At 72.8% G+C, this 16,629-nt stretch carries 16 protein-coding genes; 10 read left to right on the plus strand and 6 right to left on the minus strand.

The features are described 5' to 3' along the window. Nucleotides 1-76: 76 nt before the first annotated feature. Nucleotides 77-478, minus strand: coding sequence for an HIT family protein (locus tag ACQUQD_RS37505; protein ID WP_428956677.1), 402 nt, complete (start codon nt 476-478; stop codon nt 77-79). A gap of 387 nt (nt 479-865) precedes the next feature. Here ACQUQD_RS37505 and ACQUQD_RS37510 point away from each other — a divergent pair, with 387 nt between their 5' ends. Continuing rightward, nucleotides 866-997 (plus strand): hypothetical protein, encoded by a 132-nt coding sequence (locus tag ACQUQD_RS37510; protein ID WP_428956678.1) that lies wholly within the window; start codon nt 866-868, stop codon nt 995-997. A 51-nt stretch (nt 998-1,048) separates the two neighbouring features. Here ACQUQD_RS37510 and ACQUQD_RS37515 read toward each other — a convergent pair whose 3' ends face one another. Next, nucleotides 1,049-1,444, minus strand: a complete 396-nt coding sequence (locus ACQUQD_RS37515) for a hypothetical protein (protein ID WP_428956679.1) — start codon at nt 1,442-1,444, stop codon at nt 1,049-1,051. Nucleotides 1,445-1,650: 206 nt separating this feature from the next. On the opposite strand from ACQUQD_RS37515, the gene ACQUQD_RS37520 reads away from it, so the two are divergent. The 6 genes from ACQUQD_RS37520 (at nt 1,651) to ACQUQD_RS37545 (ending at nt 11,064) form a co-directional block, all read left to right on the plus strand. Then, entirely contained in the window at nt 1,651-6,108 is a 4,458-nt protein-coding gene (locus ACQUQD_RS37520; RefSeq protein WP_428956680.1) for an HAD-IC family P-type ATPase, read from the plus strand. 255 nt (nt 6,109-6,363) lie between these two features. Further along, nucleotides 6,364-7,728, plus strand: a complete 1,365-nt coding sequence (locus ACQUQD_RS37525) for a cation:dicarboxylate symporter family transporter (RefSeq protein WP_428956681.1) — start codon at nt 6,364-6,366, stop codon at nt 7,726-7,728. Nucleotides 7,729-7,840: 112 nt separating this feature from the next. After that, nucleotides 7,841-8,524 carry a lysophospholipid acyltransferase family protein gene (locus ACQUQD_RS37530; RefSeq protein WP_428956682.1) on the plus strand — a complete coding sequence of 228 codons (684 nt, stop codon included), beginning with the start codon at nt 7,841-7,843 and terminating at the stop codon, nt 8,522-8,524. 26 nt (nt 8,525-8,550) lie between these two features. After that, nucleotides 8,551-9,507, plus strand: coding sequence for a GlxA family transcriptional regulator (locus ACQUQD_RS37535; protein ID WP_428956683.1), 957 nt, complete (start codon nt 8,551-8,553; stop codon nt 9,505-9,507). A gap of 118 nt (nt 9,508-9,625) precedes the next feature. Then, nucleotides 9,626-10,624 (plus strand): type I glyceraldehyde-3-phosphate dehydrogenase, encoded by a 999-nt coding sequence (gene gap, locus ACQUQD_RS37540; protein ID WP_428956684.1) that lies wholly within the window; start codon nt 9,626-9,628, stop codon nt 10,622-10,624. Between the two features lie 47 nt (nt 10,625-10,671). Continuing rightward, a complete protein-coding gene (locus ACQUQD_RS37545) occupies nt 10,672-11,064 on the plus strand; it encodes a hypothetical protein (RefSeq protein ID WP_428956685.1) in 393 nt (130 codons plus the stop codon). Between the two features lie 45 nt (nt 11,065-11,109). Here ACQUQD_RS37545 and ACQUQD_RS37550 read toward each other — a convergent pair whose 3' ends face one another. From ACQUQD_RS37550 to ACQUQD_RS37560, 3 genes are read right to left on the minus strand one after another with little or no spacing between them, the layout of a single operon-like run. After that, nucleotides 11,110-12,219 carry an aminotransferase class V-fold PLP-dependent enzyme gene (locus ACQUQD_RS37550; protein WP_428956686.1) on the minus strand — a complete coding sequence of 370 codons (1,110 nt, stop codon included), beginning with the start codon at nt 12,217-12,219 and terminating at the stop codon, nt 11,110-11,112. A 59-nt stretch (nt 12,220-12,278) separates the two neighbouring features. After that, nucleotides 12,279-12,914 carry a class F sortase gene (locus ACQUQD_RS37555; RefSeq protein ID WP_428956687.1) on the minus strand — a complete coding sequence of 212 codons (636 nt, stop codon included), beginning with the start codon at nt 12,912-12,914 and terminating at the stop codon, nt 12,279-12,281. Nucleotides 12,915-12,932: 18 nt separating this feature from the next. Continuing rightward, nucleotides 12,933-13,448: a hypothetical protein gene (locus ACQUQD_RS37560; RefSeq protein WP_428956688.1), complete on the minus strand. Its 516-nt coding sequence runs from the start codon at nt 13,446-13,448 to the stop codon at nt 12,933-12,935. A 222-nt stretch (nt 13,449-13,670) separates the two neighbouring features. Between ACQUQD_RS37560 and ACQUQD_RS37565 the strand changes: the two genes are divergently transcribed. Next, nucleotides 13,671-14,051, plus strand: coding sequence for a hypothetical protein (locus tag ACQUQD_RS37565; RefSeq protein ID WP_428956689.1), 381 nt, complete (start codon nt 13,671-13,673; stop codon nt 14,049-14,051). Between the two features lie 59 nt (nt 14,052-14,110). Here ACQUQD_RS37565 and ACQUQD_RS37570 read toward each other — a convergent pair whose 3' ends face one another. After that, entirely contained in the window at nt 14,111-15,187 is a 1,077-nt protein-coding gene (locus ACQUQD_RS37570) for a D-alanyl-D-alanine carboxypeptidase family protein (RefSeq protein WP_428956690.1), read from the minus strand. 213 nt (nt 15,188-15,400) lie between these two features. Between ACQUQD_RS37570 and ACQUQD_RS37575 the strand changes: the two genes are divergently transcribed. Then, nucleotides 15,401-15,850 (plus strand): cyclic nucleotide-binding domain-containing protein, encoded by a 450-nt coding sequence (locus ACQUQD_RS37575; protein ID WP_428956691.1) that lies wholly within the window; start codon nt 15,401-15,403, stop codon nt 15,848-15,850. Between the two features lie 171 nt (nt 15,851-16,021). Further along, complete coding sequence (locus ACQUQD_RS37580) at nt 16,022-16,609, plus strand: hypothetical protein (protein ID WP_428956692.1); 588 nt, start codon at nt 16,022-16,024, stop codon at nt 16,607-16,609. The last annotated feature ends 20 nt before the right edge of the window (nt 16,610-16,629 follow it).

The following is a 16,629-nucleotide window of genomic DNA, read 5'->3' on the forward strand; positions in this document are numbered from 1 at the left end:
CTTTTTATCCAGCCAATCTTGGCTCAAACCAAGGATCTTCACGAAGGGCACACAAATAGGAGTGCGGATCGCCCGATCAAGAAGCGGGCGCCCAAGGAAGCGCCAGGCCGTCCTCCGGGTATCGGGGAAGAACATGCAAATGCAGATGGAACACCGTTTGTGTGGCGCTTTCCCCGCGCGAGGTGATGATGTTGCATTCACCGAGGTCGGCGGCCAACTCCGCCGCCCGGCGCATGGTGCGCGCCGATACGGCGGGATCCACCCCGACGTCCGCCACATGGGCACGAGGGATGACCAGGACGTGTCCGGGTGTGACCGCGGCGAGCGGCACGATGGCCAAGGTGTCCGGCCACTCCCGCAGCACTCGAGCAGGGGCCACCCCGGCGACGATGCGGCAGAACGGGCACGACTCCTGCACGGGGTACGGGGACGATCCGGCGGATCGCGGACGCGCCCCGGGGGCGAGCTCTGCACTCACAGGGATGTCTCCCGGCTTCCTGGACGCCTCAGCGCGTCCGCGCCCAGCTTAGGGTCGGCGCGGACGCGGGCTGCGGCTCGCCCTGCAGGCGTCACTGACGTCGAGTACGGGGTCTTCAGCAGATCGGTGGATCAGCGGATCAGCGTGTCCCGTCACTGTTGTACCCGCGGCGCACCATCGGCGCGACGAGCACCGGTTCCCCCTCGTCCCGTACCACTGGATCGCCGGACAGGAGTGCCCCCGTTCGTCACCGCTGCTTCAACCAGAGTTCGCCCCGTCGACATCCGGCCGCCTTGTCCGCAGGGCAACTGCCCGGCGAAGCGGCGACGTCGGCGGGCCGGAGGCCGGACGTGTCCGGACGTGGATCGGTGAACGGGAGTGTGACCCATGGGTGGGTTTGTGGAGGCCTTGCTGGTGAAGGTCGGGCTGATGGTGGCCGAGGTGATCCTCGCTCGGCTCGCGTACGAGTTGTACTGGGCGTACGTCCGGAACCGGCAGGCCGGCACGGCGACCGTCTGAGTGGTGTACGCGTGGCGGCGCAGGCCGCGCCGCCACGCGGACGACTTCTCCTCAGCTTCCGGTACCGGTCACCGGTACGGATTCCGTTTCGTGCGCGGTGCGCGGGCGGTGCGCGGGGGCTTCACGTGTGCCCCGGACCACCCAGGTCGCTCCGGCGACCACCAGAGCCACTGGCCATTCGATGGCTCCCGCCAGGGCGAGAGCGCTCAGGCCACCGTAGTAGACAAGGTCTTTCGTCGGCGGTGGCGAGGGCAGCCAGCCGGTGACGGTCCGCGTATTGCTTGCGAGGTCACCTGGCGTGAAGTAGGGGATCGGCAGCTTGGCATGCAGGGTGTGCATGGTCAGGTGCTGGTCGTTCTCGTGGGCCTCGACGTGCACGGATTCCTCCGGCGGCGAGGCTTCGTGCACGGTGACGGTGTCCCGCTTGCTCTTGGCTGGACTGGGCATCTCAGCTCCTGTCTCGTTGCCTGAGAGTGCTCTGCGTACCCGTGCCCGGTCGGGTCACGCCGATCCTCCGGTTGTCCCGGTCTGCCGGGTGCGAAGGCCGAATCGCGACCGTGTCCCGGGGGTAGCTGTGCGGGAGGATACCTACCTCGGGGCCGCCAGGCTGCGGAGAGGTGGGCCGCACTATGTGGAACCTCGGAACAGTCTCTGTGCGGGCGCTGGTACGGCCGCTCCTCACCGGCCTGGGAGTACCGTTCGACGCGCGGGCCCACCTGCGCGGTGAGCGCATCCACATCGCGGTGCGCGGGCTCGGGGGCACCGGAGCCGAGCGTCTCGCCCGCGCCTGCGAGCAGCGGTTGGCCGCCGTGCCAGGGGTGCGCTGGGTGGCGGTCAACAGCCATCTCGGGCACGTCGTCGCCGCCGTCGACGACACCGTGGACCGCGACCGGACGGTCGAGGTCCTGGCCGACGCCGCCCAGGCGCTGGAGGACGAGCACGAGGCCGACGGCGCACTGCCCGCTCACCCCTGGCTGCCCGTGGCGACGCGCCAGGCACAGGTGGTGCTCGCCGCTCACCTGACGGCCGTGCCGGTGGCCCTGCTGGCACGACTGGCGGGCCGGGCTCCGCTCCCGGAACTGACGGTCTCCGTGCTGAATACCCTGGACGCGCAGCCGCGCCTGCGCCGCTCGGTGGAGCGCGTCCTCGGGCTGCAGGACACGGAAGTCGTCCGGGCCCTGTTCGGCGCGGTCATCAACGCCGGCTCCGGCCTGAGCCTCGGCCTCGGCGTCGACGCACTGCGCCATGCCCTGCGCCTGGGGGAACTCCGCGCCCAACAGACCGCCTGGCAGGCGGCGGAGGCGCACCTGACCGGCACCGCCGAACGGTTCGCCGCGGTCGGCGTGCGCCCGATGCCCCGTGAGGTGCCCCTGCGCGCCGGTGCGGTGGAGCGGTACGCCGACCGTGCCGCGGCCGTGGCGGGCGCCTCGTTCGCCGGGACGCTCGCGATGACCCGTCAGCCCCTGCGCGCGGCGGGCGCGGCCGTGTCGGCGATTCCCAAAGCGTCCTGGCTGGCCAGGGAGGCGTTCGCCTGTGTGCTGGGGCGGGGGCTGTCCCGGCGTGGCCTGCTCGTCACCGACAGCGCGGCGTTGCGACGGCTCGACCGTATCGATGTCGCCCTCCTCGACGTCGACTCTCTCCTGACCGGCCGGTACCTGCTCACGGACCTGCTTCCCGTCGAGGCGAGCGAGGAGGCGGGGGAGATGGCCGCCGCGGCACACCGGCTGTTCGATCCGCAGCGCCTCGATCAGGCGCACGAGGAAGGGCGGTGGCGGCTCGATTCCGTGGACCGCTGCCCGCGACCGGATCCGCAGAGCACGGAGTCGTACCCCAAGTACGTCGACGCGCACATGCAGTTGGAGCAGAGCGGCGCCCTCCAGGTGCTGGGTCTGGTGCGCGACGGTCGGCTGCACGCCCTGGTCGGAGTGGTGCCGGAAGCGGACGAGGCGTGGGACGGGCTCATCGCCGCCGCGCGGCGCGCCGGCCTCACCGTGCTGACCACGCAAGGGGACTTGAAGGCGCCCGAGGTGACGGGCGGGGACAGGGTGGTCGAGGGCGGCGCCCGGCTGATCGACTCCGTCCGGGCGGCCCAACGCGACGGTTCGGGCGTGCTGCTGGTGTCACGACAGCGGGACGCCCTGGCGGCCGCCGACCTCGGAGCGGGAGTCACCGGCACCGACGGGAAACCGCCGTGGGGCGCGCATGTCCACATCGGGTCCGCGCTCGGCCAGGCGATCGTGCTGCTGGAAGCGTGCGAGGCCGAGCGGACCGTCGGGCACTGGGGCGTGCGGCTCGCCCAGGTGTCCGCCGGTCTCGGAGCGGCGAGCAACGCGGTGAGCGACGTCCTCGTCCGCCGTCCCCTCGCGCGCAGTCTGCTGACCGTGAACGGGGTCGCCGTGCTGGGCCTGGCCGCAGCGGTGTGGTCCGCCGCGCGCGTGCTGACGCGGCCCGTTCCCGGCGCGGCGGTGCCGCCCGCGTGGCACGCGATGGACCCGGCCACGGTGCTCGCCAGGACCGGAAGCGCGGAGCAGGGGCTGACGGCCGATCAGGTGCGGGCACGGCTGCGGCCGTCCCCGCGCACCGCCCCGCCGTCCCTGGCACGTGCGTTCGTCGCCGAGACGGCCAACCCCCTCACCCCGGTCCTCGTCGGCGGGGCCGCCGTGTCCGCCTCGGTCGGCGCGGTCCTGGACGCCGCGATGATCATGGCGGTCACCGCGGCGTCGGGCCTGATCGGCGGCGCCCAGCGCTACCGGGCGGACCGGGCGGCGGCCCGCCTGTACCACCGCTCGGTGATCCCGGCCCGGGCCGTCCGCGACGGGGCGGAACAGGAGATCCCCGCGCAGCGGCTCGTCGTCGGGGACGTCGTGAGCCTGCACGCGGGCGACGTCGTGCCCGCGGACTGCCGGCTGCTGACGGCCGACGGAGCGGAGGCCGACGAGTCGGCCCTGACCGGCGAGTCGCTGCCGGTGGCCAAGTCCGCCGCCCCGGTCCTGGCCCGACACCTCGCCGAGCGCTCGTCCATGGCCTACGAGGGCACCACCCTGGCCGCCGGACACGCCCGGGCCGTCGTCGTCGCCACCGGCACGGCCACCGAAGCCGAACGCGGCACGGAATTCGGCGAGGACGCCCCGCAGACCGGGGTCGAGCGCCGCCTGGGGCAGATCACCAGGGCCGCGCTGCCCGCGGCCCTCGCCTCGGCGGGAGCCGTGGTGGCGGCGGGACTGCTCCGCGGCCGCCAGGTCCGCGAGACGATCGGCGCAGCCGTCGCACTGGCCGTCGCCAGCGTGCCGGAAGGACTGCCGTTCCTGGTCACCGCCGCCCAACTCGCCGCGGCACGACGCCTGGCGGCCACCCATGGCGTCTTCGTGCGTAACGCCCGCACCATCGAGGCGGCCGGCCGTACCGACGTCCTGTGCTTCGACAAGACCGGCACGCTCACCCACGGGCGCCTCGACCTCGCCTCCGTCCACGCCCGGGGACGCACCCGATTCCTCGACGAGCTGGAACCGCACCATCGCGCGGTCCTGGCGGCGGGCCTGCGGGCCACGCCCCGCGCGCGCGGCAGCCGCAGGCTGGCCCACGTCACCGACCAGGCCGTCGCGAGCCGCGCCCACGCGCACGGCGTACGCCGGGACACAGCGGCGCCCGGGTGGAAGCACACCGCCACCTTGCCGTTCGAGCCGAGCCGCGGATTCCACGCGGCCCAGGGCCACTACCGTGACGGGCTGCTGCTGTCCGTCAAAGGCGCACCCGAGAAGGTCGTGGCCCGCTGCACCACCCGAGACGGCCGGCCCCTCGACCGGTCCGGCAGGCGGGCGGTGCTGACGGAGGGAAAGAAGCTGACCGCGGACGGACACCGTGTTCTCGCCGTCGCCGAACGCCGCTACCCCGCCGGTGAGCGGACGCCGGACGACAACGAGCTCGCCGACGAGGACGTCACAGGGCTCGACTTCCTCGGCTTCCTCCTCCTCGTGGACCAGGTACGCGGCGGCGCCGCTGAGCCGATCGCCCGACTCGGCGCGGCAGGCGTGCACATCGTGATGATCACCGGGGACCACCCCGGCACAGCCGAGGCCATCGCCGAAGAGCTCGGCCTGGTCAACGGACACCGCGTCGTGACCGGCGCCGAACTCGACGCCCTCGACGACGACCGCCTCGACGACCTGCTCCCCACGGTCGGCGTCGTCGCCCGCGCCACGCCCCACCACAAGGTCCGCGTCGTCCGTGCCTTCCAACGCAAGGGCCGCACGGTCGCCATGACGGGCGACGGAGCCAACGACGCCCCCGCCATCCGCCTCGCCGACGTCGGCATCGCCTTCGGCCGGCGCAGCACCCCGGCCGCTCGCGCCGCCGCCGACCTCGTCGTGACCAACGGCCGCCTCGAACCCGTCCTCGCCACCCTCATCGAAGGCCGCGCCCTCTGGGCCACCGTGCGCCAGGCCCTGGCCATCCTCGTCGGCGGAAACCTCGGGGAGATCGCCTTCGCTGTGACCGCCGCGGCCCTCACCGGCCAGTCCCCGCTCACCGCACGGCAGTTGCTGCTCGTCAACCTGTTCACCGACCTCGTCCCCGCGGTCGCCGTCGCCACCCGCCCGCCCCGCAAGGCCCTGGCATCCGAATCCCTCAAAGAGGGCCCCGAGATCTCCCTGGGTACCGCCCTGACCCGCGAGACCGGCATCCGCGCGGGCGCCACCGCGCTGGCCGCCCTCGGCGGATGGCTGCTGGCCCGCCCCACCGGCCGCGCGGCCCGGGCCCGCACCGTCGCCCTGCTCTCGCTCGTCGGCGCCCAACTGGGCCAGACCCTGCTGGCCGGCCACCGCAGTGCGACCGTCATCGCGGCCGGCCTCGGATCCGCAGCCGTACTCGTCGCCGTCGTACAGACCCCGGGGGTCAGCCACTTCTTCGGCTGCACCCCGCTCGGCCCCGTCGCATGGACCATCGCCGCGGCCTCCAGCGTCGCGGGAACAGTGATGGCAGGTCTGCTGATCCGGAGGTCCCGCGCCAACTCGTCGCAGCCTCCGCGGCATGCGCCCGGGGCGTGGTCGAGCTCCGGCGACGCGAGGGGCGATGAGGCTGCCCCATCAGGAGAAACAGGGTTGGCCTTGCCTTAGCTGACCAAGGTGACCACGGACCCGGTCGGCTCCACCCCGCTGGTGATCCCGATCGGCCGCCACGACGTCCCCGACGTCTGAGGCCCGCCCAAGTCTCTCGAAGGCGGACACATGGGCACCGCCGTGTTGGATCAATCTCCAAGATCTGCACGGAAGTTGATCGGAGATCTTTCGTGACGTATCGAGGGCCGTAATAGTGAGGCGGCGCGGAAGTTTGTTTCCGTATCGCAGAACAACCGTCTCGTAGGAGTGCCCGTGCCGCACGCCACCGGAAGTATCGTCCGTCGCGCAGGACGTGTCCTGCGCACCAGTCTGTTCGCACAAGTTCTGTTCGCCCTGCTGCTCGGAGTCCTGGTCGGAAGGCTGTGGCCGCAGATCGGCTCGTCGCTGCAACCACTCGGTGACGGATTCGTCCGCCTCATCAAGGCGATGATCGCCCCGCTCGTCTTCTGCGTCGTCGTCGCCGGCATCACCAAGGCCGGCGACCTGAAGGCGTTCGGCCGCATCGGTCTCAAGGCACTGATCTGGTTCGAGGTCGCCACCAGCGTCGCCCTGGTCGTCGGGCTCGTCGCGGGCAATGTGCTCGCGCCGGGCGCCGGCATGCACGTCGACCCCGCCAAGCTGGACCAGAGCGCGGTCGACGACGCCACGGGCGGCGGGCACCTGCCGTCCACCGCCCAGTTCATCCTGGAGTCGCTGCCGGACAGCGCGGTCGGCGCCTTCGCCGAGAACTCGCTGCTCCAAGTCCTCGTCCTCGCCTGCCTCGTGGGCGCCGCGCTGCTGCACCTGGGACAGCGCAAGGTGCCCCAGATCCTGCCGTTCATCGAGCAGGCCCAGGACGTCGTGTTCACCATCGTCGGCTACATCATGAAGCTCGCCCCGCTCGCGGTCTTCGGAGCCACCGCCCACCTCGTCGGGGAGTACGGCGTGGGCGCGATGTCGACGTACGGAAAGCTGATCGCCGTCTGCTACGGCGTCGCCCTCGCCTTCCTCGCCCTCCTCGCCCTCGCGCTCAAGGCCGTGACCGGCCTGAGCCTGTGGAAGTTCGTCCGCTACACCCGCGAGGAACTGCTGCTCGCGCTGGGCACCGGATCCAGCGAGACCGTGATGCCGCGGATGATGCAGAAGCTGCGCGCGGCGGGCTGCCGGGACGATGCCGTCGGCCTGGTCCTGCCGACCGGCTACTCCTTCAACCTCGACGGCGCCTCCATCTACCTCTCCATCGGCACCCTGTTCATCGCCCAGGCGATCGGCGTCGACCTGAGCCTCGGCCAGCAGATCACCGTCGTCCTGATCCTCATGCTCACCAGCAAGGGCATGGCGGGCGTGCCCGGTTCGGCGTTCCTCGCGCTGTCCGCCACCGCCTCCGCGCTCGGAGTGATCCCGGCCGCGGCGGTGGCCCTGCTCCTCGGCGTCGACCGGATCATGGACTCGATGCGCGTCGCCACGAACCTGCTCGGCAACTGCGTCGCCGTCTTCGCCGTCTCCCGGTGGGAGGGCGCCCTGGACCGGGTCACGGCCAAGAAGGTCCTGAACGGTGAGGAGCCGGCCGCCCCGGCGGCGCGCGCGTCCGCAGGGGAGCCGGAGAGCGCGCCCGCCGCGACGCACCCGGAGACCTGACCGGAGGGACACGGGCGGTGGGCCTCATGCGAAAGTGAGTACGCGCACTCAGGCCCACCGTCACCGCCCCGGCCGACGATGAACCCACCATCGCCCGAGACCGGGAGTCCCCTTGCTCAGTCGCCTCGCCGCCCTGCTGGTGCCGACCGTCGGCCGCCTGACCGTGACCACGGACGACGACGCCGCGCTCGCCCCGGGCAGCCTGATCGTCGCCAACCACACCTCGCTCACGGACCCGGCCGTCGTGCTCGCGGCGCTGCACCGCCTCGACGCGCGGCCCGTCGTCATGGCCGCCGCGGGACTGTGGCGGACCCCGCTCCTCGGCCGCGCCCTCACGCGCGACGGGTACATCCCCGTGCACCGCGGCGACCGCCGGGCCGCCCGTGCCCTGGACCTCGCCGCGGCCGCGCTGGGGGAGGGGCGCCTGCTGCTCGTCTACGCCGAGGGCGGGATACCGGCCCGCGCCGACGCGGGCGAGGCCGCCCCGCGCGCGTTCCGCAGCGGGGTCGCCCGGCTGACCGAGCGCACCGGGGCACCCGTCGTGCCGGTGGGCCAGGCCGGGGCGCGGCGCATCAGTTCGGGCAGCGTGGCCAAGCAGGTCGCCGGGGTGCTGACCGCACCGCTGCGCCGACCGGCCCTGCACGTCCACGTGGGGGCACCGCTCACCCTGACTGGCGGCCGGATCGCCGCCACACGCCGCGCGCACGGCGCCGTCACGGACGCCTGGCGGACCGCCGCCGCGCACCTCGGGGCGCTCGCGGGACCGGCGGCCGGCAGCGCCCGGCAGGCCGGGTGACCTCGACCCCGCGTACGCTCGTCCCCGTGTCCGCCTCCCGCCTGCATCGCGTCGCCGTCCTGGTCAGCGAGGGCGCCAAGCCGCTCGACGTGGGCATCCCGGCCCAGGTGTTCACGACCCGCGCGAGCATGCCGTACGAGGTACGGGTGTGCGGGGCCGCCCCCGGCCCGGTGACCGGTGGGGACGGGCTGTCGTACACCGTCGCCCACGGCCTTGAGGCGCTCGCGTGGGCCGACATCGTGTTCGTCCCCGGCTACCGGTTCCCGGACCGCGACGACCCGCCGCCCGCTGTCGTCGACGCGCTGACGGCCGCTCATGAGCGGGGCGCCCGGCTGGCCGCCATCTCGACGGGCGCCTTCACCCTCGCCGCCACCGGACTGCTCGACGGGAAGCGCGCCACGACCCACTGGCACTACACCCGGGCGCTCGCCGCGAAGCATCCGCGGGTGCGGGTCGACGAGAACGTCCTGTTCGTCGACGAGGGCAGCGTGCTCACCTCGGCGGGTGCCGCCTCCGGCATCGACCTGTGCCTGCACGTCCTGCGCGGCGACCTCGGCGTCGCCGCGTCGAACCACGCGGCCAGACGCCTCGTCGCGGCCCCGTACCGCAGCGGCGGCCAGGCCCAGTACGTGCCCCGCAGCGTCCCCGAACCGCTCGGCGAACGGTTCGCCGCCACCCGCGAATGGGCACTGCACCGCCTCGGCGAACCGCTCACCCTGGAAGCCCTCGCCGAGCACGCGGCGGTGTCACCGCGGACCTTCTCGCGGCGCTTCCTCGACGACACCGGCTACACGCCCATGCAGTGGGTGATGCGGGCCAGGATCGACGTGGCCCGCGAACAACTGGAGCGCTCGCAGCGCAGCGTCGAGCAGATCGCCGCCGACGTCGGCCTCGGCACCGGCGCGAATCTGCGCCTGCACTTCCAGCGCATCCTCGGCACGACACCGAGCGAGTACCGGCGCACCTTCGGCCGGCAGGCGTAGCCCGCTACCCGCGGCGGAACCGGTTGGCAGGATCCTTGCGGACCGTGGCGATCGTGCCGCTGTCACCCGGGGGCGCCGCGCGCGAGTGTTGAGGGCGAAGAGAGAAGGGACATTTCTCATGACTCGTATCGCCATCAACGGATTCGGCCGCATCGGACGCAACGTGCTGCGCGCCCTGCTCGAACGCGACAGCAAGCTGGAGGTCGTCGCCGTCAACGACCTCACGGAGCCCACCGCGCTCGCGCGGCTGCTCGCCTTCGACTCGACGGCCGGCCGGCTCGGCCGCCCGGTGAGCGCCGACGGCAGCGACCTCGTCGTCGACGGCCACCGCATCAAGGTGCTCGCCGAGCGGGAGCCGGGCCGGCTGCCCTGGGCCGAACTCGGCGTCGACATCGTCCTGGAGGCGACCGGCCGCTTCACCTCGGCCGGGGCGGCCCGCGCGCACCTCGACGCGGGCGCGAAGAAGGTGCTCGTCAGCGCGCCGTCCGACGGCGCCGACGTCACGCTCGCGTACGGCGTCAACACCGACGCGTACGACCCGGAGCTGCACACGATCGTCTCGAACGCCTCCTGCACGACCAACGCGCTCGCCCCGCTGGCCGCCGTCCTCGACGAACTCGCCGGGATCGAGCACGGGTTCATGACGACGGTGCACGCCTACACGCAGGAGCAGAACCTTCAGGACGGCCCGCACCGCGACGCCCGCCGGGCCCGCGCCGCCGCCGTCAACATCGCACCGACCACGACGGGCGCCGCGAAGGCGATCGGCCGCGTGCTGCCGAACCTCGACGGGAAGCTGTCGGGCGACTCGATCCGGGTGCCGGTCCCGGTCGGCTCGATCGTCGAACTCAACACGACCGTCGCCCGGGACGTGACGCGCGACGACGTGCTGGCGGCCTACCGCACGGCGGCGCAGGGGCCGTTGGCCGGAATCCTCGAGTACTCGCAGGACGCGCTCGTCTCGTCCGACATCACCGGTAACCCGGCCTCGGCGATCTTCGACTCGGAGCTGACCCGTGTGGACGGGCGGCACATCAAGGTCGTCGCCTGGTACGACAACGAGTGGGGTTTCTCGAACCGCGTCATCGACACGCTGGAGCTTCTCGCCGGCCGGTGAGCGCGCCCGCGGTGTTTGCGTGTGCCGAAGACGGCTAACCGCACACCATGACGTATTCACGAGACGACGAGAACAGGACGAGGACGGCACGCAAGGCGGCGGCGAAGGCGGAGTCCGCCGCAGAGGCCGCGGGCCGCGCCGCCGAGTCGGCCGGCACCGGGGCGGCGCGTGCCGCGACCGGCGCCGGTGAGGCCGCCGGCCGGGCCGCGACCACGACCGGGGCCGCCGTCACCACCGCGCGCGACAACGTCACGGCCGCGGCCGGGCAGGTGGCCTCCGCGGCCACGACCGCGTGGACCGCGCTGAAGAACCCCAAGGTGATCGCGGCGGGGGCCACGGTCGGGGTGTCCGCCCTGACCGCGGCGTCCTTCGTGGCGGGACGCCGCGCGGAACGCGCCGGCCAGGGACCGGTCACCCGTCTGACCGGCGGCCGCGTCTGACCGCCGGCCGGGGACGCGGGCGGGCCTGAGGGGTGACGAACCGCCTCAGGCCGCCAGGAGCCGTGCGAGCCGGTCCAGGACGACGTCGATCTCCCGGTCGGTGAGCGGGACGAGTTCCAGGAGGAGTTCCCCCTGGTCCTGGGCGTGGTCCAGGACCCAGATCGCCGGGGAGCCCGCGCGCAGGGACCGGGCCAGTGCCGCCGCGTCCGGCCCACCTCCTGCGGCGTCCACCCCGAGCTTCGCGCGGGGGAAGGGCAGCCCGGTCGGGTCGGCGGCGAGCGTCGCACGGATCCCCGGCAGGGCGCCCGCCCGCTCCACGAAGCGCGCGACCTTCTCCGTCTGGGCCCGGCGCCACGCGTCGGGATCGGTGTCCTGCCGCACCTGAAGCGCGGCGAGCACCCCGAGGACGGCTTCCTTGCCGGCCTTCATCGCCCGGCCGATGCCCTTCTCCTGCGCCCGCACCGCGCGCACGGGACCGGCGCCGCCGAGCACCACGCCGGCGGTGGGGGAGCCCAGGTACTTCTGGCCGCTCACCAGGACCAAGTCGGCTCCTGTGCCGAGGAGTTCGGTGATACGGAAGTCCTGCGCCGCACCGTCGACCACCGCCGGGACCCCGCGCCGGTGGGCCGCCGCCACGGCGTCCGCGAGCGGCACGCAGGCCCCGCGCACCAGGCGTGAGGACACGAGCAGCAGGCAGGCCGTCGCGGGGTGGGCGAGTTCCCGTTCCAGGTCGGCGAGGGTGCAGTCGTCCCCGGTCCCCGCGAGCACGGGGGTCGCTCCCGCCAGGCGGATGTCCTGCACGAGCGGATGGCCGTAGTGCACCGCGTGCCCCGCCGGGAGCACCACGCGGGTGGGCAGACCGCTGGTGTCCGGCAGCGCCGCGATCCGCTCCGGCGACGTCCCGGTCATCGACGCGGCGACCGCCAGCGTGATCGCCGAGGAGGTGCAGTGCACGACGGTCGCCGCCTGCGCGCCGGTGGCCTCGGCCAGCACCCGGCTCGCGAGGTCTTGCAGCTCCTCCATGACGAAGAACTCGCCCAGCGCCGCGGCCGTGGCGGCCCCGACCCTCGGATCGCTGCGCGACACGCCCAGCGGTGTGAACGGCCCCCTGGCATTGATGACCTGAGTCAGCCCGTACAGATCGTGAAGTCCCATGGCGGGCATCCTGCCCCGCGGCCGCCGCGACGGGTGGACCGGCCCTCGCGGGCCGCGCCTCAGGACCGGTCGCGCACCTCGGTGAGCAGCCCGTACAGGACGACGTTGCCCGTGTAGCCGGTGCGCTTGCTGTACGAGCCGCCGCAGGTGATGACGCGCAGTTCGGGCAGCCCGGTGCTGCCGTAGACCCGGCGGTCGGGGAAGTGGGTCTTGTCGACGACGTCGATGCCGTGGATCTCGAACACGGCGGTCCTGCCGTCGGCGCGGTCGACCTCGATGTGCTCGCCCTTCTTCAAGGAGCCGAGCCCGTAGAAGACGGCGGGACCCTTCGCGTTGTCGACATGGCCGTCGATGACGGCGGTGCCGCGTTCACCGGGACTGACGGCGTCCGTGAACCAGCCCGCCAGATTGGCGTTCTCGGGCGGCGGCGCGTCCAGCCAGCCTTCGCTGTCCCGGCCGACCCGGGTCAGCGGAGCGTTCACCCCGATCTCCGGGATGCGCACCCGCACGGGCGCGGAGGCCGGGAGCGGATCGGCGGGCGGCGTCGTGGTGCCGAGCTTCGCGGCTCCGGGGTCGGGCTGCGGCGGGCCGTCCGCCTGGGACACACCGTGGTGCACGAGCAGCACGCCCGCCAGCAGGATCACGGCGAGCAGCGACCAGGAGGGGCGGCGGGCCTTCGACGGGGCCGACGACACGGGCGGGGTCCCTGCCTGTCAGGAGCCGTCGGTGCGACGCTTGCGCAGCCGCAGGTAGCCCACACCGAGCGCTCCGGCGATCAGGGCGCCGCCCGCCGCCATGAGCGCGGGGTCGGTGCCGCCCGAGCTGCCGCCGAGCCCGGCCTTCACGCCGCGGTTGACGGTGGTGCCGGGATCGGTGTTCCCGGTGGCGATGGTGAGGGACGTCGTGCCCTTTTCGCCGTTGCATTCGAAGGTGACGTCGTACTGCGCGCCTGGCTTGGCGTCCGGATAGACCCGCGCGGTGGCGGAGTGGCCCTCATTGAGCTCGACGTTGTCGAAGATCGGGGCCGTCACGTGCACCGTCGGAACGTCGCATTCCGTGGAGCTCAGGGTGACCGTGCCGCCCGCGGCGACCGTGCGCGGCGAAACGGTGAATCCGAAGGACGTGACATCGGGCTGCGTACCCCCGTCGTCGGCCACGGCGGCCGGCGAGGCGAGGCCGATCACGGTGAGGGAGACGAGCGCGGACGAGAGTACGGATATGGAGCGCATGCGAGTCCTCCGGAGAATAGGCGACTCCTGCGACGTTATGAGGACCGGCCCGAGCCGACCATTTCGTGGGGCCGAATGGGGGTGGTCCAGGACAATAAACCGAAAAGCATTTCCGGGGGAGCGTGTTGCTGATCGGGACGTCTCGGCGATTTGCCTATCTTTGGACCGCGTAACCAGCTCGGACAACTCCCGGAAAAGAACAGCGAGTTGAATATGAATCGCATGAAGTACGCGTCCGCCGCCGCCCTGTCCGCCCTGGCGGTGCTGACCGGCCCGGTGGCCGCGGCGGCGCCCGGGCACACCGCGACGGTCCAGGCCGTGCGCCCGTCGATCAGCGCGAAGGCGACGGTCGGCAGCGTCAAGGCGTGGCAGCAGTTCCGCGTCTACGGGAAGACCCAGCATCTGCGCGCGGGCACCCGGGTGACGCTCCAGCAGTGGCAGGGGAACCGCAAGCACTGGGTGCCCCTGCCGATCACCATGACCACCAACCGCACCGGCGGCTACGACCTGCGCGTCAAGCTCGGCCTGATCGGGCACAACTCGCTGCGCATCGTCGGCGGCGGCGCCGTCTCCCCGGTCGTGCACGTCAACGTGCACCGCTGACCGACACCGGTCGGGACCGAAGGGCGCGCGGCCGTCGACGGGTGACGGCCGCGCGCCGGTCAGCGTGAGGCGTGCCGCTTGCGCAGCCGCCTGCGGACGAGGACGGGGACGCAGGACAGTACGAGGAGCGCGGCCGCGGCGCCGAGATGGCGGCCGATGCCCGGACCGGAGTCCGTGGTCTCCACCGATGCGGCCGGCGCGGCCGGCGCGGCTGCGGCAGCAGCAGCCAACTTGCTTGCTGTGGAGGGGCGTTGGGGTCCCGCGCCGTGCACCAGGCGCAGCGGCGCCGTGTCGAAGCCCCAGTCGAGCAGGGCGCGGCTCTCCTCGTAGACCGCGTTGGACGAGTCCTCCTGCGGATTCATCACCGTGACCAGGATCGTGCGGCCCTTGCGGGTGGCCGCCGTCACGAGCGTGTTGCCGGCCTGCGAGGTGTACCCGTTCTTGACGCCGATGAGCCCGCGATAGGGCTCCACCCCGTGCGAACCGACCAGCAACCGGTTGGTGTTCTGGATCTCGTACGCGCGCGGGCCGCCGGAAGCCGGGAAGCGAGCCCACTTGGTGCCCATGTAGCGCCGGAAGTCGGGGTTCCTGAAGCCCTCCCTGGCGATCAGCGCCAGGTCGTGCGCGGAGGAGAACTGGCCGGGCGTGTCGAAGCCGTCGGGCGAGCGCACCTGGGTGTCGCGGGCGCCGATCCGGCGGGCGGTGGCCTGCATCTGGGTGAGGGTGCGCGACAGCCCGCCGTTCATCCGCGCGAGGGTGTGCACGGCGTCGTTTCCGGAGCTGAGGAACACCCCGCGCCACAGATCGGCGACCGTGTACCGGCTTCCCTCGTCGACCCCGACCAGGCTGCTGCCCTCGGCGACCTCGGCCAGATCCGCCGACGTCGCCTTGTGCACGACGTCCTGACGGAGCTTCGGCAGAAGGGTCACCGCGAACAGTGTCTTGAGCGTGCTGGCGGGCGGCAGCCGGCGATGCGGCGCCTTCGCGGCCAGTACCTGCCCGGAGCCGGCGTCCATGACTTCCCACGACAGCGCCGACAGGGACGGCACGGCGGGCGGCGCCGGAGCCGGGACCGCGGCCCGTGCCGGACCGGCGACGACCCCGGCACCGATCGCCGCGCACAGCCCTGACGTCACAACTGCCTTGGTAATACCAGGGTAAAAGCCGATGAATTTCGCCATGCCGGAAACGTAGGGGCATGATCGTCGGCCCGCGATCCGCTTACGCCATGTGGTCGAGGTGCGCCCCGGACGAGGAAGGACTACCCTTTTCGGGCGATTGTTCGCCCCGCTCGGTATGGACCGCGTCGCACGTACGCTGGAATGACACGACGGTGGAGGTGTTTCGCCATGACGGCCCAGACACGACTGCTGAATCGACTTCCGCGTGCTTATCGCGACCGGCTGATGGCACTCGCCGAGGAAGTCTCGTTCCCCCAGGACGCCCGGATCTTCGAGGAAGGGGACCGGGCCGACCGCTTCTGGATCATCAGGACCGGCACGGTCACGCTCGACGTACGGGTCTCCGACCGCACCAGGCTGCCCGGCGACCCGCTCGGACCGGGCGATCTGCTCGGCTGGTCCTGGCTGTTCCCGCCCTACGAATGGGACTTCGGCGCCGAGGCGTTCACCCCGGTGCGCGCCTACGAGTTCGACGCGGGCGCGGTCCGCGGCCTGTGCGATCTCGAACCGGCCCTGGGCATGACCCTGCTGCACGGCGTGGCCGAGGTGATGGCGCACCGCCTGGAAGCGGCACGCGTGAAACTGGTCGAGGCCCACCGGGTGCACGGGCACCTCTAGGAGCCGGGGCCGGACACGAGGAGTCGCCGGACGGGCGCCCGGCGTCACCCGCGCGTGCCCCGTTCGTCACCCACCTCGACGCCTCGACAGGCGGCGCGCGGCCTTGCGGGGTTGGCTCTGCCGGGAACGCCGTCCGTGGCCGCGCCGCCGGCCCGTCCCGAGAGGCCCCGCATGCGTCGCACCGTGTCCTGGTCGACCTCCACCGTCGCCGCCGCCCTGCTCACCCTCGCCACGCCGCTCTGCGCCCACGCCTGGGCGGAGGGCGACGACACGACGTGGGACAGCCCCTCGTGGGACGGCGCCACCTCCGACACCGAGGTTCCGGACAGCTCCGCCGCCTCGTCCGGATCCCTCGAACTCGTCCCCGCCGACGCCCGCCCCGGCACCACCGTCACGGCGAACACCACCGCCTGCGGCAAGGACCGGCGCGCCACCGGCGACGCCAACAGCCTCGGCGCCGGAGACTTCCCGCTGCAGACGAGCACCCACCAGGGAGATGTGGTGGGGCAATTCCAGGTGCCGGCCGGGGCGCGCCCGGGGACGTTCCCGATCTCGGTGAGCTGCGAGAGCGGCACCGTCGTGCGGCAGACCCTCACCGTGTCGGGCCGGGGCGGCACCGAACTGCATGGCGTGCACGCCGGTGACGGCGGCTCGCTGGGCGGCCTCAGCACGGTGCAGCTCGTCCTGGGCGGCGCGCTGGTCGCCGGTTCGGTGGGGGCGGCCGGGTACTACGCACGCCGACGCGCCCAGGAGCTGTGACGGTCCTGGGCGCGCCGGGC

The sequence above is a fragment of the Streptomyces sp. cg35 genome (assembly GCF_050410835.1).
GTDB lineage: Bacteria > Actinomycetota > Actinomycetes > Streptomycetales > Streptomycetaceae > Streptomyces.

Bases quoted from the DNA above. Each gene is read 5' to 3' on its own strand.
- ACQUQD_RS37575 (WP_428956691.1), top strand. From the start codon at position 15,401: ATGACGGCCCAGACACGACTGCTGAATCGACTTCCGCGTGCTTATCGC.
- gap (WP_428956684.1), top strand. From the start codon at position 9,626: ATGACTCGTATCGCCATCAACGGATTCGGCCGCATCGGACGCAACGTG.
- ACQUQD_RS37510 (WP_428956678.1), top strand. From the start codon at position 866: ATGGGTGGGTTTGTGGAGGCCTTGCTGGTGAAGGTCGGGCTGATGGTG.
- ACQUQD_RS37565 (WP_428956689.1), top strand. From the start codon at position 13,671: ATGAAGTACGCGTCCGCCGCCGCCCTGTCCGCCCTGGCGGTGCTGACC.
- ACQUQD_RS37580 (WP_428956692.1), top strand. From the start codon at position 16,022: ATGCGTCGCACCGTGTCCTGGTCGACCTCCACCGTCGCCGCCGCCCTG.
- ACQUQD_RS37545 (WP_428956685.1), top strand. From the start codon at position 10,672: ATGACGTATTCACGAGACGACGAGAACAGGACGAGGACGGCACGCAAG.
- ACQUQD_RS37515 (WP_428956679.1), bottom strand. From the start codon at position 1,444: ATGCCCAGTCCAGCCAAGAGCAAGCGGGACACCGTCACCGTGCACGAA.
- ACQUQD_RS37560 (WP_428956688.1), bottom strand. From the start codon at position 13,448: ATGCGCTCCATATCCGTACTCTCGTCCGCGCTCGTCTCCCTCACCGTG.
- ACQUQD_RS37550 (WP_428956686.1), bottom strand. From the start codon at position 12,219: ATGGGACTTCACGATCTGTACGGGCTGACTCAGGTCATCAATGCCAGG.